21 protein-coding genes and 1 tRNA gene are annotated in these 21,742 nt (G+C 56.8%); 15 read left to right on the top strand and 7 right to left on the bottom strand.

The window, feature by feature from the left end; all coding sequences use genetic code 11:
* Positions 1 to 112 precede the first annotated feature (112 nt).
* The 3 genes from HMPREF9241_RS02100 to HMPREF9241_RS02090 all read left to right on the top strand — a co-directional run bounded on the left by HMPREF9241_RS02100 (position 113) and on the right by HMPREF9241_RS02090 (position 2,707).
* The gene (locus tag HMPREF9241_RS02100; RefSeq protein WP_006680631.1) at positions 113 to 982 is read left to right on the top strand and encodes an ABC transporter substrate-binding protein; all 870 of its coding nucleotides are present in this window, start codon (positions 113 to 115) and stop codon (positions 980 to 982) included.
* Between the two features lie 103 nt (positions 983 to 1,085).
* Positions 1,086 to 1,934, top strand: a complete 849-nt coding sequence (locus tag HMPREF9241_RS02095) for an amino acid ABC transporter permease (protein ID WP_040318460.1) — start codon at positions 1,086 to 1,088, stop codon at positions 1,932 to 1,934.
* The gene (locus HMPREF9241_RS02090) at positions 1,934 to 2,707 is read left to right on the top strand and encodes an amino acid ABC transporter ATP-binding protein (protein ID WP_006680629.1); all 774 of its coding nucleotides are present in this window, start codon (positions 1,934 to 1,936) and stop codon (positions 2,705 to 2,707) included. Before HMPREF9241_RS02095 ends, HMPREF9241_RS02090 begins: the two co-directional genes overlap by 1 nt.
* Positions 2,708 to 2,817: 110 nt before the next feature.
* On the opposite strand, the gene HMPREF9241_RS02085 is transcribed toward HMPREF9241_RS02090, so the two are convergent.
* Complete coding sequence (locus HMPREF9241_RS02085; protein WP_243440753.1) at positions 2,818 to 3,552, bottom strand: hypothetical protein; 735 nt, start codon at positions 3,550 to 3,552, stop codon at positions 2,818 to 2,820.
* A gap of 91 nt (positions 3,553 to 3,643) precedes the next feature.
* Complete coding sequence (locus tag HMPREF9241_RS02080) at positions 3,644 to 4,426, bottom strand: NADPH-dependent oxidoreductase (RefSeq protein ID WP_006680627.1); 783 nt, start codon at positions 4,424 to 4,426, stop codon at positions 3,644 to 3,646.
* A gap of 231 nt (positions 4,427 to 4,657) precedes the next feature.
* Between HMPREF9241_RS02080 and HMPREF9241_RS02075 the strand changes: the two genes are divergently transcribed.
* Positions 4,658 to 5,071 (top strand): hypothetical protein, encoded by a 414-nt coding sequence (locus tag HMPREF9241_RS02075; RefSeq protein ID WP_006680626.1) that lies wholly within the window; start codon positions 4,658 to 4,660, stop codon positions 5,069 to 5,071.
* Between the two features lie 221 nt (positions 5,072 to 5,292).
* On the opposite strand, the gene HMPREF9241_RS02070 is transcribed toward HMPREF9241_RS02075, so the two are convergent.
* From HMPREF9241_RS02070 to HMPREF9241_RS02060, 3 genes are read right to left on the bottom strand one after another with little or no spacing between them, the layout of a single operon-like run.
* Positions 5,293 to 5,763, bottom strand: a complete 471-nt coding sequence (locus HMPREF9241_RS02070) for a response regulator (protein ID WP_006680625.1) — start codon at positions 5,761 to 5,763, stop codon at positions 5,293 to 5,295.
* Positions 5,760 to 7,946 (bottom strand): sensor histidine kinase, encoded by a 2,187-nt coding sequence (locus HMPREF9241_RS02065; protein ID WP_006680624.1) that lies wholly within the window; start codon positions 7,944 to 7,946, stop codon positions 5,760 to 5,762. Before HMPREF9241_RS02065 ends, HMPREF9241_RS02070 begins: the two co-directional genes overlap by 4 nt.
* A 1-nt stretch (position 7,947) precedes the next feature.
* Positions 7,948 to 9,354, bottom strand: coding sequence for an SLC13 family permease (locus HMPREF9241_RS02060; protein ID WP_131367624.1), 1,407 nt, complete (start codon positions 9,352 to 9,354; stop codon positions 7,948 to 7,950).
* A gap of 32 nt (positions 9,355 to 9,386) precedes the next feature.
* Between HMPREF9241_RS02060 and HMPREF9241_RS09695 the strand changes: the two genes are divergently transcribed.
* The 6 genes from HMPREF9241_RS09695 to HMPREF9241_RS02035 all read left to right on the top strand — a co-directional run bounded on the left by HMPREF9241_RS09695 (position 9,387) and on the right by HMPREF9241_RS02035 (position 13,875).
* Positions 9,387 to 9,521: a hypothetical protein gene (locus HMPREF9241_RS09695; RefSeq protein WP_279378218.1), complete on the top strand. Its 135-nt coding sequence runs from the start codon at positions 9,387 to 9,389 to the stop codon at positions 9,519 to 9,521.
* 80 nt (positions 9,522 to 9,601) lie between these two features.
* Positions 9,602 to 11,698 carry an ABC transporter ATP-binding protein gene (locus HMPREF9241_RS02055; RefSeq protein WP_006680622.1) on the top strand — a complete coding sequence of 699 codons (2,097 nt, stop codon included), beginning with the start codon at positions 9,602 to 9,604 and terminating at the stop codon, positions 11,696 to 11,698.
* Entirely contained in the window at positions 11,695 to 12,471 is a 777-nt protein-coding gene (locus HMPREF9241_RS02050) for a CbiQ family ECF transporter T component (protein WP_006680621.1), read from the top strand. The genes HMPREF9241_RS02055 and HMPREF9241_RS02050 overlap by 4 nt, the downstream gene beginning before the upstream one ends.
* Before the next feature lie 96 nt (positions 12,472 to 12,567).
* Positions 12,568 to 12,654: transfer RNA gene (locus tag HMPREF9241_RS02045), tRNA-Leu, on the top strand.
* Positions 12,655 to 13,103: 449 nt separating this feature from the next.
* Positions 13,104 to 13,313: a cold-shock protein gene (locus HMPREF9241_RS02040; protein ID WP_006680620.1), complete on the top strand. Its 210-nt coding sequence runs from the start codon at positions 13,104 to 13,106 to the stop codon at positions 13,311 to 13,313.
* Between the two features lie 334 nt (positions 13,314 to 13,647).
* Positions 13,648 to 13,875 (top strand): hypothetical protein, encoded by a 228-nt coding sequence (locus HMPREF9241_RS02035; RefSeq protein ID WP_006680619.1) that lies wholly within the window; start codon positions 13,648 to 13,650, stop codon positions 13,873 to 13,875.
* Positions 13,876 to 14,183: 308 nt separating this feature from the next.
* Here HMPREF9241_RS02035 and dnaB read toward each other — a convergent pair whose 3' ends face one another.
* Positions 14,184 to 15,518: a replicative DNA helicase gene (dnaB, locus tag HMPREF9241_RS02030; protein ID WP_006680618.1), complete on the bottom strand. Its 1,335-nt coding sequence runs from the start codon at positions 15,516 to 15,518 to the stop codon at positions 14,184 to 14,186.
* Between the two features lie 90 nt (positions 15,519 to 15,608).
* On the opposite strand from dnaB, the gene HMPREF9241_RS02025 reads away from it, so the two are divergent.
* From HMPREF9241_RS02025 to rplI, 5 genes are all read left to right on the top strand, one after another.
* Entirely contained in the window at positions 15,609 to 17,273 is a 1,665-nt protein-coding gene (locus tag HMPREF9241_RS02025) for an MATE family efflux transporter (RefSeq protein ID WP_103632860.1), read from the top strand.
* Positions 17,274 to 17,498: 225 nt separating this feature from the next.
* A complete protein-coding gene (gene rpsF, locus HMPREF9241_RS02020) occupies positions 17,499 to 17,789 on the top strand; it encodes a 30S ribosomal protein S6 (protein ID WP_006680616.1) in 291 nt (96 codons plus the stop codon).
* A 39-nt stretch (positions 17,790 to 17,828) separates the two neighbouring features.
* Positions 17,829 to 18,365, top strand: a complete 537-nt coding sequence (locus HMPREF9241_RS02015; protein ID WP_006680615.1) for a single-stranded DNA-binding protein — start codon at positions 17,829 to 17,831, stop codon at positions 18,363 to 18,365.
* A gap of 83 nt (positions 18,366 to 18,448) precedes the next feature.
* Entirely contained in the window at positions 18,449 to 18,691 is a 243-nt protein-coding gene (gene rpsR, locus HMPREF9241_RS02010) for a 30S ribosomal protein S18 (RefSeq protein ID WP_006680614.1), read from the top strand.
* Positions 18,692 to 18,711: 20 nt separating this feature from the next.
* A complete protein-coding gene (rplI, locus tag HMPREF9241_RS02005; protein WP_006680613.1) occupies positions 18,712 to 19,170 on the top strand; it encodes a 50S ribosomal protein L9 in 459 nt (152 codons plus the stop codon).
* Between the two features lie 120 nt (positions 19,171 to 19,290).
* Here rplI and HMPREF9241_RS02000 read toward each other — a convergent pair whose 3' ends face one another.
* A complete protein-coding gene (locus HMPREF9241_RS02000) occupies positions 19,291 to 21,714 on the bottom strand; it encodes a transglycosylase domain-containing protein (protein WP_006680612.1) in 2,424 nt (807 codons plus the stop codon).
* Between the last annotated feature and the right edge of the window lie 28 nt (positions 21,715 to 21,742).

Genomic DNA, 21,742 nt, shown 5'->3' with positions numbered 1-21,742 from the left:
CAAACGTCCGTGAAGCAAGATTGCAGACGAATCTGTACATGGTCGCCCGTAGGCTGAAGAGGTCGCGGAAAACTGCGACTGAGTTTCCCATCAGGCTAACTGGAGGCATTTGATGCGCCGTTCTGTCCGTTCATTCTCCGCTCTCGCGCTGGTAACGTCTGCTGCACTGTTCCTGAGCGCATGCTCGGGTTCTGCTGACACGTCGTCGGAATCTGCCACATCGGTCGCCACTCAGTCTGGTGCGCTTGAAACCGTCACCCCCGGCAAGCTGACCATCGCCACCGGCGAACCAGCCTACTCCCCGTGGGTTATCGATAACGCTCCCGAATCCGGTGAAGGCTTCGAAGCAGCCGTCGCATACGCTGTCGCCGAAGAACTCGGCTACAGCAAGGAAAACGTCCAGTGGACCCGCGCAACCTTCGATTCGTCTATCGCTCCGGGCGCAAAGGACTGGGACATTAACCTTCAGCAGTTCTCCATCACGGACGAGCGTAAGCAGGCCGTTGATTTCTCCAGCCCGTACTACACGACCTCTCAGGCTGTTGTTGCCATTGAAGGCTCCGCTGCCGCCTCCGCTCAGAGCATCGCAAAACTGAAGGATGTTCAGTTCGGCGTTCAGGCCGGCACCACCTCGCAGCAGTTCATCACGAACACGCTTGGTGATCAGCTGTCCAAGCAGGCTTCGATCTACAACAACTCCGACGACACTCTTGCTGCCTTGCAGAACGGCCAGGTTGACGCGATCGTCGTCGACCTTCCGACCGCGTTCTACATGACCAGCGCTCAGATCGATAATGGCGTCATTGTCGGCCAGTTCGAGGCCACCTCCAATGGCGACGACTATGGCATTGTTCTGCCGAAGGGATCGAAGCTGACCGCAGCCGTCACCGCAGCCGTTGATTCCCTGCGTGACAAGGGCACCCTTTCTGAACTCCAGTCCAAGTGGCTCTCTGAAAGTGTCGCGGTCCCGCTAATCAAGTGACGTTTCGTCAACCGCAGTTTGACTGCCGGCTCGGACGATAGCCGGCACTGATAACGAAGGACAATACGTGTCCCCAGCAGTAAACACTGATGCTACCGACGTGATGGCCGGGCTCCCCGTTTCTGACGTGGAACTCGGCCGTCGCGCGTATCGGCGTAAGCGTGCAACACGATCGATTCTGATCTCCATGGCCTCAACACTGGTCTTCGCACTGGTCATGTGGTTCGTTATCACCCGCTCTCCCGGGTGGGAACGCACGCAGGAAACCTTCTTCTCAGGCGAGCACTTCATCAAAGCGCTCCCGCAGGTTGCCGAAGGCTTGTGGCTGAACATCCGGATTCTGCTGGTGTCCGTCATCGGCGTTGCCTTCTTCGCAACGTTACTGGCTGCGGCACGCACTTTGGGTGGCCCGATCTTCTTCCCCGTCCGATTCTTAGCGGCTGCGTACACGGATATTTTCCGCGGTGTCCCGTTCCTGGTGGTTCTTTACCTGATTGGCTTTGGTATTCCGGCACTCAACCCGACAACGCGCATCCCAGTCGCGTTCTTGGGCACGGTCGCGCTGATCCTCACCTACACGTCATATGTTGCCGAGGTCCTGCGCGCAGGTCTGGAATCGGTTCACCCGTCCCAGCGTTACGCTGCGCGTTCGCTTGGCTTGACGCACGGCCAGACTTTGCGCCACATCATCGTCCCGCAGGCAATCCGTAAAGTCACGCCGGCATTGATGAATGACTTCATTTCAATGCAGAAAGACGTCGGCCTGATCTCGGTCCTCGGCGCTGTCGACGCGATCCGCGGAGCGCAGATCTACCAGGCAATGACGTACAACTTCACCTCGTACGTCGTTGCTGGCCTGCTGTTTATCGTCATGTCATTCCCCTTCATCCGCTTGTCTGACTGGTACACGGCACGCCTGCGCCAGCGCGAACAAATGGAAGGCACCGTCTGATGAGCACCCCCACAGCCCACGTTTTTTTGAACACCGCAAGCACGCCCGTCCTTGAAGCCAAGCGCGTCGTCAAACGATTCGGCGACAACGTCGTGCTTCGCGGGCTGAACCTTGCAGTCAATTCGCACGAAGTCGTCGTCTTGCTCGGTGCATCCGGCTCCGGTAAGTCCACACTTCTGCGCTGCGCCAACCTGCTTGAGCGCGTTGACGACGGCCAGATTTTCCTTGCTGGCGAAGACATCACTGATCCGTCAGTGAACGTCGACAAGGTTCGTTCACGTATCGGTGTTGTCTTCCAGCACTACAACTTGTTCCCCCACATGTCCGTTCTTGCCAACGTCACTCTGGCGGCACGCAAGGTCCACGGATGGGATCGCGAAAAGGCTGACCAGCGTGGCATGGAACTTCTCAGCCGAATTGGTTTGGAAAACAAGGCGAAGGAATTCCCCGATCGTCTGTCCGGTGGCCAACAACAGCGCGTCGCTATCGTCCGCGCGCTTGCCACCAACCCCGAACTACTTCTGCTGGACGAGATCACATCCGCACTTGACCCCGTCTTGGTCGGCGAAGTTCTGGACCTCGTCCGCGAAATCAAAGCGCAAGGATCAACGATTCTCATGGCCACGCACGAAATTGGCTTCGCGCGCAACGTTGCAGACCGCGTTGTCTTCCTTGAGCACGGTCGCATCGTCGAGCAGGGAACACCCTCGCAGGTGATCGACAATCCTCAGGAAGACGCGACTCGAGACTTCCTGTCACGAATCCTGCACTAACGCTGTCAGGTACGTGCAGGAATAAAACATGGATGTGGGGCTCCGCGCCAAGGCGCGGAGCCCCACATCCATGTTCAGGACATGTGTTGGGCGAGAGCCCATAACCCCCGCTAGATAATGGACGAATCGGTGACGAACGCGGGTCCGTTATACCCGGACTTGCCAAGCACATTCAGCATCGCGCTCATCAATTCGGTGTGGGACAGGAAGCCCTGTGAGTAGTCCGCGTGCACGATCTCAATTGCCGCCATGCCGTGAACGTCATGTACCGGCTGAGTGGAAAAACGAGACAGCAACAGCATTTCAGCTTCAGCCAAATCGGTCGGGGAACCGAAAAACCAGGTACGCGCTTCCTTCCTACCTTCGATCTCGCCGATATACATGTGGGTCATAATCACACGATTGCCGGCCTCGACAATGTTCTTCCCCATGCGGGTAAAGAGCGAGATCTTTGCGCCCGAATCGAAGGAGGATTCAATCAACGAGTACGCAAAGGCACCGAAACCACGAACAATCAGAGCGTCTGCCAAGTCACCGAGGACCTCGTCAGGGAAAGGCTGTTCGGTGAAGTAGATGCCCTCACCAGCGCGCTCGCGCCCAGTGTTGATATCTCCCTTGCCGAGAATCTCCATATCGTAGCCAGCATCATCCAACGCATCTCGGACTGCTTCAATCTTGGTTTCCGGATAGGGATGAAGTACTGCCGAGTTGGCTGAGTTTCGCTCGATAAAAACGTAGGTCGAGAATCCGTAGGCGAAGCCTTCCATGTCGCACATCCTCAAGGTCGTTGTGTCACCCGCATTGTTGTGCGAGAAACTACCGTTGTTTATCTCATTCGATGTCATTGAATGAAACGCCCCCGAATTGCTTCAGGTGTTGCGTGGCGCTTACATCAAATCTGTTGAGATTGAATGTAGTCGAAACAATGGTTTTTGTTTAGAGGTCAAACCCCTGCTTGTGGATAACTCTCAGAATGTCTGAAACCTGTGCACCGCCGATACCAACTTTGGTACGTACGAGAGTAGAAAATGACTCGACGCGCTTGGACGTATCACGCAGGTCGTAGTACTCGGTGATCCTCTGGTCGTATTCAGCCAAAGCTTCTTCATACGAGTCCAAGCACGGATACGTGTTATCGGCGACCGTGACCGACAGGGGCAGGCGAGGCTTGTACTGAGGCGACTGGTCGGGGTGGCCAATGAGCAAGCCGAGGACAGGGAAGGTTAGCTTCGGCAGGTTAAGGGCCTCGATAACCAGTTCCGGATTCGCGTGAATTGAGCCGAGGTAGCACGTTCCCAAGCCCATCGATTCAGCAGCGACAACAACGTTTTGCGCGCTGAGCAGAGCATCGTGAAGGGCGGTGAGAAACAAGTTGACCGTGTGAAGTGGGGTGTCTTCGATCCCCGCTTCTTCGCGAATTCGCGCATTGCAGTACTGATCAGCGACAAAAACCAGAAGCTCGCCTTTCGTGCCACCAACATATGGCTGTCCGGAAGCCTGATGGAGCTTCTCACGAACCTCAGGATCCGTGATCCGCAGGATGGTGCACTGCTGAAGGAATGAAGAAGAGGCAGTCTGACGTGCAACCTCAAACAGTGTTGTCAGTTCTTCTTCGGTAAGCGCCCTGTCAGTGAAAGCTCGGATTGTCCGGTGCCCAAGCTGAGTGGCAATCGTGTCGTTTTCGATGGGTGCTGATGGGCGGGTATTCAGATCAACCATGTCCTTCTCCATGTTCTTCGAGGCTCTTGCAAAGCATCTACGCTTTCGACGATGATCGGGTGATACACGCACGATGCAGGTCAAATCTATTCCGATACTTTCCGCCTGATTTTACTGGTCTTTCCTTAATCTTTAGGTCTTGGCAATGATGAATGAAAGGTCACGTTTTAAATGGGACTCAAACGTGACCTCTGCGGATTTTCAAGAATAATGCACCCGTATGATTGAAAGATGATGAAGAAAACCTCTATTTCTCTGTGCACAATTGCTCTCGCAACCGCTCTTCTTGCAGGTTGCTCGTCAGCTTCAACCGAGACCGCCGATTCTTCGGGTTCCGCTGCAACGTCTCAGTCCGCTTCCGCGTCGACCCAGATGCTGACCATCGAAAAGGATCCCGCAACCATTTCCGGTGCGCTGGTGACTCTTCCGATCAAGCGCGTCCTGATTCTCAAGGTTGATCAGGTAGCTGCCGCACACTGGACCGGCACCGTTGAAGACGCGTCGATCGCAGAGTTTGTTGCCGGCACCGATTCCGATGCCCCGATGATCAAGCCTCTGGCTGAAGGCGACACGACCGCAACACTGACCTCCCCCGAGGGTGAAACCATCACCTTCGACCTGTCGGTTACTCCGGGCGCTCGCTGAGTCGATCACCTGAACTCAATACGACTGTCCTCGGGGGCGGGTTGCCGTAGCAACCCGCCCCCGAGTTTCATATGGATGCACCCACCACACCGAGCTCCACGGGGCTCATCAGCCAGAAGACACCTGCACAACTCGTCGCAACGGCAACGAATACAGTCTTAGCTGAAACGACGCGGGGCCGGGGTGCAACGCCCCCGGCCCCGTCCTCGTGAATACAGAAACTAGCGGATAGCCTCCATGATTCGCACACCATCGAGAAGTGGCATGTACGGTAGCGGATCAACCTCAGCCTCAAGGACAAAACTTGTCAACTGATCACGCACAACGGCGCGTAGAGCATCTGCATCCCACGGCTTGGAAATGTAGTGGTCCAAGCCTGCTTCGTTCAGTGCACGGATCGTGTCATCTTGATCAGCCTGACCGGTAACCAAGACCGTGCGAGCCAGCTCGAAGCGATAGTCCTTCGTCAGCTCAATGAGGAAGTCAACGCCGGAACGACCGGGCAGCCGATGGTCCGACAAGACCAACGCCAACTGATCGTCGTCCGCCTCGATATCTTCCACCGCAGCCCACGCATCGTCCGCATCTTCGGCGACCTCAAGCCTGATCTTCGACCAGAATTCTTCAAGGTCACGCTCGATCGCGTCGCGCACGTCTGCTTCGTCTTCGAGAACCAGAATTGCCAGTGTCATCGTTCTACCTCCATTGGTGTGGACGCTTCGTGGGTTGAATGGTCGGCGGGGGAATCTGCGCCGGTCTGAGAAGAATGGGTACCAGTGACACTCTCAGTAGCAGAATCACCAATCATCGGGAATCGGGCTGTCATCACCGTGCGCCCTGGGCGAGATTCAACGGTGAGCTCGCCACCGTGGTCGGCAATGATCGACCGAACAATGGACATTCCCATGCCTAAGCCGAATCGAACCATGCCCGCCTTCGTGGTGAAGTGTGGTTCAAAAATCTTATCCACCAGTTCCGGCGAAATGCCAGGCCCGTTATCGCCGATGACGACGCAGACGTGACCATCCTCAACCCGGGTGGTGATGTCGATCTGCGCGGGGGCTTCACCGCGGGCAGGCGCACATTCTTCACCTTTCGCTCGCCGATCTTTGATAGCGTCGCGCTCATCGTCAATCGCTTCGGCAGCGTTGACCAGAATGTTGGTCCACACCTGCTGAAGCCTCGAGGGAATCCCCATGATCGGTGGAACATCTTCCTCGTCGCGGGTAACGACGATGTCACGCATCCTGTATCCGGTCAACCGAATAACGTCATCGACTCCTTCACGCACATCGATGGGGTGCAGTTCTACCGCGTCGGGACGCGCGTACCCCTTGAGCGACTTCGTCAGATCGATGACGCGGTCAGAGGCTGCGCGAATAGAACGGAGCGATGAACCGATCCTTGAACCGGATTCGACGACATTAAGCGCCTCGTCTCCCCCGCGCGCCAAAGCTTTGGCCGTCGCAGCCTCCGTCACGCCGGCAAGCATGAGGCGACGCGCCAAGCGCCGGTCTCCGCCCGCCGAAGACAAGAGCGACTTCACAATTTCGCGTTCCGTGGCCGTTGAGCGAGGAGGAGCTTCCAACGCAGAGCGCATGGACGTGCGCGCTGGCTCAAGCGATGGCGACGTAGACAAAACACGGTCGATGTCTTCATTTAAGTGTTCTGCCGCGCGCGCCAGCGCAGTGATCGGATTATTCAGTTCGTGCGCTATGCCTGCCGACAGTTCGCCGAGCATCGCGAACCTCGCCTTATTGACCAATTCCGCCCTGGTGCTTCGAAGGTCTTCAAGTGTGCGCGCCAATTCCTGCTTCTGCCTCTCAAGGTCGGCGGCAAGCATCGCGTTTTCCAAGTGGAGGTCTTCGGCGCGCATCAGTCTGCGAGTCAGCGACTGAATCGCAAGCGCGGCCAGAGGGGTCGCGAGAGACGGTTCTTCAAGCAACGCAATCGACAGCTGTTCGTGGGTCAGCCGGACAACTCGGGCCGTCGACGTTGCAGTCGCCGTGAAGAATGCGTTTTCTCGTCGAGCAAGGGAGACGAGACCAATGAGAGGGCCGGATGATGCAAGGTGCGCAAGGACTTCCCCGCCATTGGAATCACGGTGCAGTGAAACATCGCCGTCGAGCACAAGGTGGACAGCGCCAACCGGCTGGCCCTGAACGGCAAGTTCCGTTCCTGGTTCAATAACGAGGCGCGGTCTGGGACCCAGAACCTTTTCAACGCCAATAAGAAGCTCGCGAACAACATCATGCTCGCTGTGATCAAGGCCTGTCAGCAACGGACCGCGTACGGCGTTCGCTGGTGGATCACCGAGAAGAAGATGGATCTCGTCATCAGTTCGACCGTCTGCTTCAAGGTGGCCCACCATCGTCGAATATGACTGGCCCAGAAGAAGCGGAACAGTCCAGGGAACCGAAATCACGGACGCCAAACGGTCGGACGTGGTCGCTCGTGCCAAGTCGGTGTGCTCGTCCTGATCCGTCACCACCAGCCAGCGGGTGGGCTCCAGAATTGGACGACCGTCCATTTGATCCAGCAGATCATCGATCTGAGTGACTTCGGACGTCACCAGACCTAAGACCACGTGGTCAGCCGGGCCCAGGGAGGCATCGTAAATATTCAGGTCAGCGCCAGAATCGATGCGATCCAGACAAAGATTCGGGAATGCGATCCCCATATCCGTTGTCAGTTGGCGAGCAAGACCCCTCGAGTCATCACCGATGACAAGGATGTGGACGTGCGCATCCTGCTTGTGCCCTCTTTCGCGGACATTCGAGCGCTCCCACGGATCTTGCTTGTTCAGCACACAATTATGCAGACCTCGCGGGGCCTCGCCCCCGGGCGGAAGTGAATCAGAACCCAAGGTGACCATCTCAGATCACTCCGAGCGCGCCCCACGTTAGCGGTGCAACGAAAGAGAGCAGGACGACGCCCAAGACACCAACAACGATGCCAACGATCGCCATTTCGCGAGTCGGCGTTGTCCCCGTCGAGTAGGCGATCGCGTTCGGCGGAGTCGAAATCGGAAGGCACATACCCAACGAGCAACCGAGTGCCAAGACGATGGCGATTTCGGTAGCCGGCGTTGAAATCGTCGTAGCCAAGCCCATACCCATTGGAATCAAGAGGTTTGCCGACGCAGAGTGCGAAATAACGTTCGAGGTCACCCAACCAACCAGGGCAAGCACCAAGAGGAGCATGATCGTCGGGATCGATCCCCACTGGATAGAGCCAAGCATCCACTTATCCAAGCCCGTGTTACCAACGCCGGACCCAAGAGCGATACCACCTGCGACCAGCCACAACACAGGCCAGTCGAGGGCTCGAAGGTCGTCACCGCTCATAACCTTAAAGACCATCAGTGCAACGACAGGGAAGAAACCAACGATATTCGCCGACACACCGTGGAGCGATTCAGTCATCCAGAGCAGGATCGTCAGAAGCGAAACGACATAGAAGATCTTCGCGTTTCGCGACATATCGAACTTGGCCGTCATATCAATGTCGAACTGCGCATCCTTGGGAATGTAGCGCCACGAAATAAACAACCACGAGACCGCCAAAACAATCAGCATCAACGGAACAGCGGCGATCATCCAGTCAAGGAACGTCACGGAAATACCCGCAGTCTGCAGTGCGCCCAGGGCGATTGCATTCGGGGGCGTGCCGACCGGCGTTCCCATACCGCCCACGTTGGCGGCGACGGGGATCGACAGTGCAATGCCTGTTCTTGCCTTACCTACGGGCAACGCCATGATGACCGGCATCATGACCGCGAACATCGTGGCGGTCGTTGCCGTATTCGACATGAACATACTCATCAGAGCGGTAATGAGCATGACGCCCATGACCGTCAAGCGTGGTTTGCCCAGGAATGGCTTCAACAAGACAGCTGAAAGCGCGCGGTCCACTTTATATTTCGCCGCGCCATCGGCCACCATGAAACCACCCAAGAACAGGATGATCACAGGGTTGGCGAGCGCTCCGAAGAAGACGGTGTATTTGGGTGCTTCTTCACCGACGGGAATAATCGCATGGTCGGACACGAAAAGAACTTCGAGAAAAATCACCAGCGTCGCAGTCGCTGCCAGCGGAATCGCTTCGGTCACCCAGAGGAGGATCGCGGCAAGAAAGATGCCGAACATACGCGAGCCTTCGACTTCCAGCCCGGGAAGACGCACGAATAGGAAGGTGATGATAGCGATTGCTGCGCTCATCTGTCCGAAGAGTTTCAGCGGGCTAATCCCGTTTTCTTTCTTCGGTTTTTGGCGCGTAGTCATGTTCTGGGCAGAACGCGGATTCACTTCTACATGTGAGTGGCGCGAATGATGAAGGTGATGAGAGCGACTCATGGGATGAAGACCTCGTTGTCTTTGAAAATGCCGACCGTCACGCCGATTTTATGTTGCCCATCACAGAAAATCTGCTGGTCGAACAACAATGCTGAAATTGTTAACAAATAACCGATATCCGCGGGCGTGCTTAGCCCACTGCGCACAAACGCCCCGTTCAAGGCACACTTAAACCATGAGTAAACGGCGCACTCCCCTAGCCCCCGCAGAAGTCGCAACCGGCGGCATTCTGGCGGGACTGTCGATTGCACTCGGACTCGCAGGAACGGTCATACCCGTGCTCTCCATCTTCTTCACAATCGGGTCAACAATCCCGATTGCGATGATCACCGCCCATATGCGCCCGCGCGCCAGCCTTGGCACCGCTCTCATCACGATCTTGATGTCACTGGCAGTCGGCGGTATCCAAAGCGCGCAGACCGTCGCTCAGGCTGTCGCCGTCGGCCTTGTTGTCGGCTACCTCGCGCGCAAAGAAGCCCACCGCGCTTTCGTTTACGGCGCGGCACTGTTGCTTGGCATCGCAGGCGGGGCCCTCACATGGCTCCTGCTTCTTGTACTTTCTGAATCGCGGAACCTCGTCCTTGAATCACTGCGCACAACGACCAACGGGTACATTGCCCTGATCGGGAAGATTCCCGCGCTGGCACCACAAACGGACGCCGTTCAGGCAATCATCAACACCTGGATTGAGCACTGGTACTACTGGATTCCACCCCTTGGAGCTCTTGGCATTTTTGTGTTGACGCTAGTTGCTCACTGGCTGACGATGAAGGTTCTACGTCGTATCACGATTACTGCGCCGTGGGATCCGTTGGTGGACACGGCAAACCGCGAGCGCACTGACACCCCGACTACCCCCGACCCGTTCCCTATTTCATTGCGTGATGTCACCTTCACCTACCCGGGGTCTGATACTCCGGCTTTGCGAGGGATCACCCTCGATATCAGTGATGGCTTCACGGTGATCGCGGGCCCGAACGGATCCGGCAAGTCCACCCTCTCCCTTGTCCTCGCTGGCGCGCAACCGACAAGCGGGCAGGTGATTCGACCTGGTGGTGTCGGTTTGGGGGACGAGGCCGGAACTGCTGTTGTCGCTCAACGTTCTGAGTTGCAGTTCCTCGGTGACACGGTGGCCGAGGATATTGCATGGGGAATGAGTGACGATGAGCGTGCTTCGCTGGACCTTCCCGAGCTTCTTCACACTGTCGGTTTGGAGGGCCTTGAAGATGCTTCTCCCCGACGTTTGTCCGGCGGTCAGTTACAGCGCCTATCTTTGGCTGGTGCTCTTGCGCGTAAGCCTCGCGTGCTCATTTCCGATGAATCCACGGCGATGATTGATTCGCGTGGCCGGCGCGAGCTTCTTGAGGTTCTGCATGGTCTGCCCGCTTTAGGAACGTCCGTCATTCATATTACGCACGATGCAACCGAAGCAAGTAGTGCTGACACGCTGATTCGTCTGCGCGATGGGCACATCGATACTTCTGATGCACCGGACCCTCTTGAAGATACGTACTCGCAGGTCACACCTGTTATTGAGCGGAGCATTGCAGCTCCTCAGCCCTATCAAGGCGGGTCAATTGACCACCTGTGGGTGAAGAATGTCGGGCACGCCTACGATGTCGGATCCCCGTGGGAAAACACGGTTCTCAGTGACGTCTCATTTATTGTTTCGCCCGGTCAAGCACTACTGATCACCGGCGAAAACGGGTCAGGCAAGTCCACCTTGGCACGGATTCTAACCGGGTTGATGCGACCAACGTGGGGCGAGTGCACGCTTGGTGGCTCCCCTGTTTCTCTTCGAGTGGGTGACGTCGGGTTAGCGCGACAGTTCGCGCGCCTACAACTACAACGTCCAACGGTCGCAAAGGATATTTTGGCGGCCGCGAAAGTGGGTGCAGCTGTCGGCTCGTCCGATTCGACTCGCCGCCACCGAGGCGCCTCGTCGACTCTGGTTGATTCTGACCAGCTTGTCGCTAAAGCCTTGGCCGAAGTGGGACTGCCCGGCGACCTTGCATCGCGCAACGTTGATGATCTTTCCGGCGGTCAGATGCGTCGCGTCGCCCTGGCGGGAGTGTTAGCGTCACACCCGAAAGTGTTGGTGCTAGATGAACCTTTCGCTGGGCTTGATGTCGAATCGCGACGCTTACTCAGTGACGTGTTGAGAAAGCGGAGAGCGGACGGGCTTGGGCTGATCATCATTTCGCACGATACGGATGAGCTGATCGATCTGGTCGATAATCACCTGCATCTTGCCCAGGGAGTGATCCGATGACGCGCGTGCGTTCACGTAAGACATATCGCCCCAGCGGATTCACTCTGCCCCGCCCGCTTCCATGGACGTCGCCTCTGACGCGTACCAGCCCGGAAGTCATGATCGTCTGCTGGACGGTACTCACATCGTTCCTGCTCGTATGGCCGAAGTGGCCGACGCTTGGACTGGTCGCTATCCCCCTAATCCTGGCAACCGTGATCTCACGCGTTCCACCGAAGGCCGTTCGCATTCCCCCACTCTGGTTCTGGTCGGGCGTGATCGGCGGATTCATTGGCGCGTCGATCGGCGGAGGTTTCTGGGTTTTCCTGCGACTCTGCGTGCTTGCTCTGCTCGTGTTATGGGGAACGTACCTGCTGGCGTGGACATTCTCTACCGCGCGCCTCGCAACTGCGTTGTCGCACCTGATCTATCCACTGAAGTGGATTGGTGCTCCCGTTGATGAGTGGGCTGCGATGATGGCACTCGCCCTCAAGTCGCTTCCCATATTGGGCGATCAAGCATCCGCCGTCGTAGACACTGCGCGCCTCAGGATGGGCAACGATCTCATGCGAGCATCGTTTACGACGCTAGTGAAAGCCGGGATCGACATCATCACGGCGTGCCTATCGGCGGCATCGCGAAGCGCCGTCGACACGGGACGCGCAATGAGTCTTCGCGGTGGCACCCTGTTCACCCGCGGAAAAGGCAGTCAACTGAACTGGCCAGACCTCGTCGTCATCCTCATCGTCGTAGCCGACGTTACGGGAATTGTCGCAGCGCACCTGCTGGTGTGATACGCGCGTGCACGCCCCGATATTCCAACATAATTGGACAGGAAGTATCTTCCATTTGACGTGCACACACTTTTGCCCGTAATCTTTTCAACGCACGCGCGAGTGGCGGAATAGGCAGACGCGCACGGTTCAGGTCCGTGTCCCAGAAATGGGGTGGGGGTTCAACTCCCCCCTCGCGCACCACGTGTTTCTTAGCTGAAAAGCTATCTTCGGCAGATTTGCCGGCACCCCCTATATTCACCCTTGGGTGAAGTACATCCTCTTTTCTTCCCTTCTTTTTCGTTACACCCGAGGTTTCCCTGCGGGCGCAGATGAAGTTCGCAGACGTCGACGGTCTCGTCAATCATTCACGTGGCCACGCACACCGGCGTACCCCTACCACTAAAAGTGGGCGCGAAACCAATTACATGACATGCCCCATGAAAGTGCCCGCGATAGCACTTTATTGATGGGGGTGAGGTAGCGTTAAACGCGTAGTTACACAGTTTCATTGCAGTACCCCACGTTTTTCCAAGTGTTTTTCGTTGTGTGTGCAGGAGGTTGGGTCACTATGCCGTCGCCGAACTCGGCACGGTACGACTGCTCCTAGTTCTTTCCTTATTGCTTGGGGCGCACACAGATTGGAAACACCCATGACCACTGGTGTTGTGAAATGGTTCAACGACGACAAGGGCTTCGGCTTCATCACTCCCGATGATGGCTCCGCAGACGCTTTCGCTCACTTCTCAAACATCGTTCAGGCGTCTGGCCGTCGCACCTTGATCGAAGGCGAAAAGGTTGAGTTTGACGTCACCGCAGGTCCGAAGGGCCCGCAGGCTGAGAACATCCAGCGTCTCGGCTGAAACTCTACGTTTTCACTTCACTGCTCGGCGCATACTGGCGTGATCGGTAGCGATCATCGTGATCGCATGCTCGCGCACAGATAGCCGAAACAGGACAGAGGATCCCCGAGCTTTACAGCTCGGGGATTGTTGTATGCACTTTGGCCTCACACATGCTTGGCAGGCCGTAGCTTTGCGTCAAAGATGTGATGTCAGGCTCAACAGTGGAAACGTTTCCGACACTTTGCTAAATTAAATGGTGCTGGACGAGGTTAGTTCCTCGGTAGCGAAACTGACACATTGCCGTGCGGGGCATGTTCAGTGCTTCGCATAGCGCTGAACAAAGGAAACCACCATGGCTCACATCGTCAAGTCTGAAATCTCCCGCGCCTCTTGGCAGACCACCGCTGATGTCACCGCTCTGGTCGTCGCAGTCGTCATCCTCGCAACCCTCGGTATTGCAGGCGCCCTCGCCGCATCTTCCCCCCTCTCCGTTGCAATCGCAGCGCTGGTCGGCCTGACTGCAATCCTGTTCGTTCCCGCAACCTACGCAATCTCGCAGCAGCAGAACGAAACTCTCTGATAGGTAATTCGGGGCGCGCAAAGAGGCGCGCCCCCGCATAGTCGCGCGACGCCAGTTCGTCGCGCTTTTTGTTTGCCTTCTTCCGGCTCGTCCGCATTCCGCTTCTCTAGAACCACTCTTCAACTTCCCTGACACACGTTGCTTCCCCGGCGCCCGGCTTCCCCATTCACGTCGCGTCGCTCGCGTAAGCAGATGCGCAAGGTGCGCGAGCAGATTGCCGGTACGCCTGACGCCGATTGACGAGGCCACGCTCGCCCACACATCTCGATTCACCGTTGGTGGCGCGCGACGGGTGGGGCCGATGCCGATTAGTCTTCTTCGCGACGCGTGTAGTTGGCGAAGCGCGCCAGGTGTCCTTGGAAGAGCGCAGTGATCGTCTTCGTTGCGCCCGCACGGTGTTTGACGACATGGATTTCTGCTTCGCCCGGACGATCGTCTTCGTTGTAGTAGTCGGGGCGGTGAAGCAGCATGATGATGTCTGCGTCCTGTTCCAGTGATCCGGATTCACGCAGGTCAGACATCATGGGGCGCTTGTCGGTTCGTTCTTCGGACTTACGGTTCAACTGGGCGACTGCGACGACGGGAACGTCGACTTCCTTCGCCAGAAGCTTGAGGCTTCGCGAGATTTGCGAGACTTCCTGCTGACGCGATTCGGCTTTGCCACCAGTTGTCATCAGCTGGAGGTAGTCAACGACGACCAATCCAAGGTTCTGTTCCTGCTTGAGTTGACGGCACTTTGAACGAATTTCCGTCATCGTGATGTTGGCGGAGTCGTCAACGTAGAGGGGAGATTGTGCGACCTTGCCGATGGTGTTGGCGACCTTGCGCCAATCGTCATCGTTCATGGTGCCTTTCTGCATCTTTGTCAGTGGTACGCCGGATTCTGCGGACACCATACGCATGGCGATTTCTTGCTGGCTCATTTCGAGCGAGAAGATCAGTGACGTGATGTCGTGCTTGATTGACGCCGAGCGACAGAAGTCCAGTGCGAATGTGGACTTACCCATTGCCGGTCGGGCTGCAACGATGATCATCTGACCACCCTTGAGGCCCTGCGTCAGGTCATCCAGGTCGGTAAAGCCGGTGGGCACACCGAATAGATCGTCGTTCTTTTGAATGGCTTCAAGGTGTTCAACCAGCGAATTCACCATCGTGTTCATCGACACGTAGTCGGTGGATGCACGGTCGGTAGCGACGGCGAAGATTTCCTGTTGAGCCTGATCGACAAGCTCATCAATTTCCGCGCCTTCTTCGGAGTATCCCAATTGAACGACTCGCGTTCCGGCACTGACCAAGCGTCGCATAATGGATTTTTCGCGAACGATGCGCGCGTAGTAGCCGGCGTTGGCGGCAGTAGGAACCGATGCCATCAATGTGTGCAGGTAGGGCCTGCCACCAATTTTTGTCAGAGTGCCATCGTGCTGGAGCTTGTCAGACACCGTGATGGGATCGGCAACCTGGTTTTGTCCGAAGAGTTCAACGATCGCATCGAAGACAATCTCGTGTTTCATCGAGTAGAAGTCAGATCCACGAATCTCTTCGGTGACATCAACGATCGCGTCAACGGTCAGGAGCATGGAGCCAAGGACAGCAACTTCAGCTTCGTTATCATGCGGTTGGACGCGATCAAACTCTTCTGCCACTGCTTCTCCTTACGCCAGTATCGTGATACTTCGGTGTCTCGCGAGCATAACCCCGCATGGACGTTCTGCCCACTCTCAAGGTGAACTTGAATGGGGATAACGTGCGGAAAAGGTGTGGACAATACAGCGTGTTATCCACAGCATGGTGTGGACAGTATGTGGATAGTTTTACTTGTTGAAGAATGCTACACAAGTCTTTTCGGCGCGATTTACCGAAAGCAATGGTATACGTTGTCCACAGATATGTGCACAGATTGTGGAAAACAAAGTGAAGGAAAAATAGTGGACGACACGCCCAAAGGTTCATCGAACTCTCAACCCCAACTTGAGGCTTCGGCGGCACTGTCTTCACCCTCCACACCATCCGACCAAAAAGCCGAAACCCCCTTCAAAAACGGCAGGATCCAACCCCATAAATACCGCAGTATTACGCGGAAAATCTTCACTTTAGCAATCCCCGCTCTCGGTTCTCTCATCGCCGAACCCCTATTTACTTTCATCGACTCTGCAATGGTGGGAAACCTGGGAACACAGCAGCTCGCAGGGCTTTCCGTAGCCTCCCAGATCCTGCAAACAGTCATTGTTTTATTCGTTTTTCTGGCGTATTCCACAACTTCATTAACAGCTCGGGCGCTCGGTTCGGGGGATAGAGCGCACGCTTTTGCACAAGGCATGAACGCCACGATTTTGGCGCTGGGGCTAGGCATCCTCTCCACCGTCGCTCTCATTGCCAGCGCGAAGCCCCTTGTGGGTCTGTTGACCCAAGATCCCGAGGTCTCCCATCAGGCGACCATGTACCTGATCGCGTCAGCTCCCAGCCTGATCGGCACCCTGGTCGGATTCGCCGTAGTCGGAATGTTGCGTGGCCTTCAGGACACGCGCACACCGCTGATCGTCACCGCTGTCGGCACACTCGTCAACATCGCCTTGAACGCGACGCTGATGTACGGCTTCAAGTTGGGTGTCGCAGGCTCCGGTATCGGCACCTCGGTTTCATTGATCGGCATGGCGAGCGCGTATGTTGCGATCCTCTATTCGCATGCTCGAGCCGAAAAGATCACCCTTCGCCCCGACGCCTCAGGCATCGCGCACGCAGCGATTGAAGGCGCCCCACTGATCGTCCGCGGTGTTGCTCTGCGCGTCGCTGGACTCGCAACGATCTGGCCGGTGTCCCATCTTGGTGCCAGCGAAGTCGCGTCCTACCAGGTGGTCCTGACAATCTGGACTCTCGCATCTTTCATCCTTGATTCGTTAGCAATCGCTTCGCAGTCCCTCGTTGGGTTCGCGGTCGGCAAGGGGTCCTCGTCCGAACTCCGTGAGCTCCTTAAAGTACTGACCATCTGGGGTCTTGGAGTGGGCTTCATCCTGACCGTGCTCATCGCGTTCTTGTCCCCTTGGCTTCCCCTGACATTCGGTTCGGACCCGGTGATGCATGAGCTCGCAAAGTGGGGACTGGCCGCGTCCGTGCTTGGTTTCCCATTCTGCGGTGTGGTGTTCATGCTTGACGGCGTCCTGCTCGGCGCTGGTGACAACATGTTTTTCGCGATTGCGGGTCCCCTCCAGCTGGCCATTCTTCTGCCCGCGCTTGGAGTTGTCGAATACCTCAGGCAGGCGGGCGCTGCCTCGTCGACCATCGTCGTGGGAGTCTGGCTGGCCTACGCCCTCGTCTACCTGGGTGCGCGATTCGCGGCGAACATCTGGCGCACCTGGTTTTCCGAAGGCGGGCTCTTGCGTTCAATGTCAGCTACCTCATAGGTGATTGACGAGGCCCGGTAAAGCACTCACATCGCAGGAAGTGAGTGACACAGCACTACCTGACTCCACTAGCGCGCGGACTCATTTTGACGGTAATCTTGAGTCTTGGAAAGTCGTTGCACCAGTAGCGACTTTCCACGCGTTTGCAACCCGCAAATGCACACGCATTACCCTCCTGTCACGGACCGTCCGTGACCGCAAAGACCACAGGAGGTGGGATTAACAGTGCGTAACTACGAACTGATGGTGATCCTCGATCCTTCGATCGATGAGCGCACCGTCGCCCCCACGATGGAAAAGTACCTCGCACCCGTCACCGCAAACGGTGGCTCGATCGAGAACATTGACGTCTGGGGCAAGCGTCGTCTTGCATACGACATCCTCAAGCGCTCCGAAGGGATCTACGTTGTCATTAACATGACCACGACTCCCGATGTCGCGCTCGAGCTCAACCGCCGCATGGGTCTCGACGAGACAATCCTGCGCACCAAGCTCCAGCGCCCCGACGCTCACTGAGTTCAGTTCGATTTTCCACCACCGTCATTAGGAGTTGACATGGCACGAGATACCCAGATCACGATCGTCGGTAACCTCACCGCTGACCCCGAACTTCGTTTCACTAACAGCGGCCAAGCCGTTGTCGACTTCACCGTTGCTTCAACGCCCTCCCAGTACGACTCAAAGTCTGGTCAGTGGCGCGATGGCAACACCCTGTTCATGCGTTGCTCCGCATGGAACGAGTTCGCAGAGAACATCTCCGAATCGCTCCGTAAGGGCATGCGCGTCATCGTCCAGGGCAACCTGGTTCAGCGCAACTTCGAAGACCGTACGGGTGCTCAGCGCACCGTCGTTGAACTCCGCGTCGAAGAAGTTGGCCCATCCTTGCGTTGGGCCCGCGCCGAGGTGACTCGTCAGGAACGTTCCGGCTCCGGCCAAGGACGTGGCGGATACCAGGGTGGAAACCGTAACGCCGGTCAGTCCGGTAGCGGATACGTATCGAACCAAGCCAGCTACAGCGCACCTCAGGGTGGCGCGAACGATGATCCGTGGGGCACTTCCCAGGGTGACTCGTTCGGCGAACCCCCGTTCTGATTGGTGGCCCACGGGCCCACATCAGACACATAGACATCACATGAATTGGGCGGAACATTCCGTCCGGATCCAAGGAGACCATCATGGCGAAGCCTCAACTTCGCAATAAGCCCATCAAGAAAAAGGCCAACCCGCTGAAGTCGGCCAAGATCGAATCGATCGACTACAAGGACACTGCGCTTCTGCGTAAGTTCATCTCTGACCGTGGCAAGATCCGTGCACGTCGCGTCACTGGCGTTTCCGTCCAGGAGCAGCGTCGCATTGCCCGCGCAGTGAAGAACGCCCGCGAAATGGCGCTTCTGCCCTACTCGTCGACCGGCCGCTGATTCGGGGAAGGATACTTATTATGGCTACCACTAAGCTCATCCTCACCCACGATGTTGCCAACCTTGGCAACGCAGGCGAGGTCGTCGAGGTCAAGGCTGGCTTCGCACGCAACTACCTTGTTCCCCGCGGTTACGCGACCAAGTGGACGAAGGGCGCACAGTCGCAGATCGATCAGATCGCAGCTGCACGTCGTCGCCACGAGATCGCAACTGTCGACGATGCTCGCGAACTCCGCGACGTCCTTCAGGCAGCAGAGCCCATCACCGTTTCCGGCAAGGTCGGCCAGTCCGGTCGCCTATTCGGTGCAGTCTCGGCAGCTTCGATTGCTGACGCCGTCAAGGAACAGCTCGGTAAGACCATCGATCGTCGTCGTGTCATCATCGCAGCCCCGATCAAGTCCGTTGGTCAGTACACCGTCTCAGTGAACCTCCACCAGGAAGTTTCCGCGAACCTCAAGGTCCGCGTTGTCGCTGAGTGATTGGCATCCGCCGGTTGTTTACTTGACCGCTGAGTGAGTGAAGTAAACAGCCAGCACATAGCGGTGGGGCCCTACCAGTTGGTAGGGCCCCACCGCTGTTTTACCGGCTAGATGCTTGGACTACGGATTATCCGCAGGCTGCTCAGAATTCTGCCCATTGTGACCGTTCTGACCGCCACCCTGGTTCTGTCCGGAATTGTCAGTCCCGTTCTGGTTCTGCTGATCGGTTCTCGGAGTTGCAGGGGCAGGAGTCTGCTCCGTGGTCTGCCCCTGGGTGTCATTCGACTCAGTGGTCGAGTGCTCCGAAGTTTCAGTCTGAGGAGCTTGCGCACCACTCTGGCTCATGTTCTGTTGATTCGACTTGCGTTTCGGTGCAACGTACCAAGAGAAGGTCTGTTGGCTGAGCGTCGACGAAATCGCCGACATGTATGTGTTCCACACGGTCACAGGCCAGTCACCGCCGTGGAACTGGTCCAAGCCACCGATATTCGCCAGCGACACAGCGTTGCCTTCTTCGTCCGACTGATACATCGAAACAGCGGTCACCAATTCTGGAACGAAACCAATGAACTGGGCTGAAAGCTGGTCATTGGACGTGCCCGTCTTACCTGCAGTCGTAAAACCTGGCAGAGTGGACGACACCGTTTCAGCCGTACCACCCGAAGCGGTCACGGCCTGAAGAGCCGGCATAATTGCCGACACATCGGTTGACGAGAATGCCTGGCGAGCTTCAACGGTCGTCGTAAATATCGTGTTATCCGCTGAGTCAGCCACGGAACGAACGATGTGCGGGGTCATGCGCTGTCCGCCATTGGCGATCGTCGCGTACGCACTTGCTAGATCAATATTGTGGGGTGATGCGAAGCCAAGCACGTTCAGCAGGCTCGATTCCAAGCCGAGCGTAGATTCGGGAATACCAGCATCAATGGCTGCCTGCATCGTGGAAGCCGGACCAATATCCTTGTTCAAGGCGACGAACGAGGTGTTCACCGAATACTCGGTTGCAGTGATCAGATTGATCTTGCCGTAAGACACGTTCGCATTATTTTGAACGGGTTCGGGCAGCCCGGGGAACGACTGCGGAGAAGAACCGCTGTATGTGTCGTAGACAGATCCGCCGGCTCGCGCATTTGCGATGAGCGCAAACGGTTTGAAGCTGGAGCCGGCCATCGCGATATCCTGCGTCACAGCGTTCTGCTGACGAGCCAAGTAGTCATCGCCACCAAATTCAGCAACAATCTCACCCGTTGCAGGGTCAATGGACGACAGGGCAACGTGCATTGTCGCCGGATCCCAACCACTGACCGACGACATCGTCTGAGCGGCTGCAACCGCCTGATCCTGCTTCGTCTGATCGATGGTGGAGGTAATCTTCAAGCCACCCTCGTCGAGGCTTTCCTCCGTGAAAGCGCCCGTGGCGAGCAGTTCTTCCTTCACCTGCTGAATCAGATAGCCGTTGGGACCACTCATTGATTCAGTCTCCAAAGTTGCGGGGTCGATGGTTTCAGGGAAGGTTGCCTCATCAGCTTCCGCCTGCGAAATCCAGCCATCTTCGACCATGAGGTTGAGCACGCGCTCCCAGCGAGTCTTCGCCTGGTCTGCATCAACTGCAGGATCCCACGCGGAAGGCGCTGGGATAATGCCCGCAATCATTGCTGCTTCACTTAACGTCATTTCAGCAGCCGAATGACCGTAGTAAGCCTTTGCTGCCGCTTCAATACCGTATGCGCCACGACCAAAGTAGATCGTATTCATGTAGTTTGCCAGGATTTCGTCCTTGGACTGTTCACGATTGATCTTGATCGCCAGGACCGCTTCTTTTGCTTTACCTTTGTACGAGGTGGTTTCGCCCGTGTAGTAGCGCTCAACGTACTGCTGAGTCAGCGTTGAACCACCCTGACGTGAACCCGTTGTGACGTTGTTGAACAGGGCGCGAGCAATACCCTTCAAATCAACGCCCGAATTGGTGTAGAAGGTCCGGTCTTCCGACGCGACAATTGCCTTGCCGACATAGTCAGGAAGCGTGGTCGTATCAATGATCTCGCGGTTCACTTCACCAAGATCACCGAGCTTGGTCGTGCCATCCGAATAGTAGATGCTCGTCTTTTGAGCGAGCGCCAAGTCAGATGCGGCAGGAATCGTCGCACGTGAATACATGTAAAGGAACAGGCTCGCGCCAGCAATCACCGACAGCAAGAACGCGAAAACAATGGTCAGGCCAATGCGTCGACCCCACCCGGACTTCTTCTTCGCCACGGGTTTTGATTTGGTTGACTGGCCTCGTGACTGAGCGGAAGCCGAAGACGCAGAAGCCGGGCGGGCGGTGGCAGAAGTGACCGGAGCAAAATACCCCTGGCTCGCCTGCGCGCCCACCGAACGACGCTGAGGCGGTTGAGGCGCCTGCTTGGGTGGCTGCGACTGACGCTTACGGGCCTTCGCTACCGCTTCACGGTCGGCCACTTCCTGCGCGGCGCGACGCTGACGCGCATAATCAGCGCGCTTCGGCAGAGGTGAGCCCGGGTTATGACCGGTGGATTGTGCCACGGTTGAGCCTTTCGTCGGACAGTTCTAC

The sequence above is a fragment of the Schaalia turicensis ACS-279-V-Col4 genome (assembly GCF_000296505.1).
Taxonomy (GTDB): Bacteria; Actinomycetota; Actinomycetes; order Actinomycetales; family Actinomycetaceae; genus Pauljensenia; species Pauljensenia turicensis_A.
Note: the sequence above shows the minus strand (reverse complement) of the source record. Positions and strands in the feature narration are given on the sequence as shown.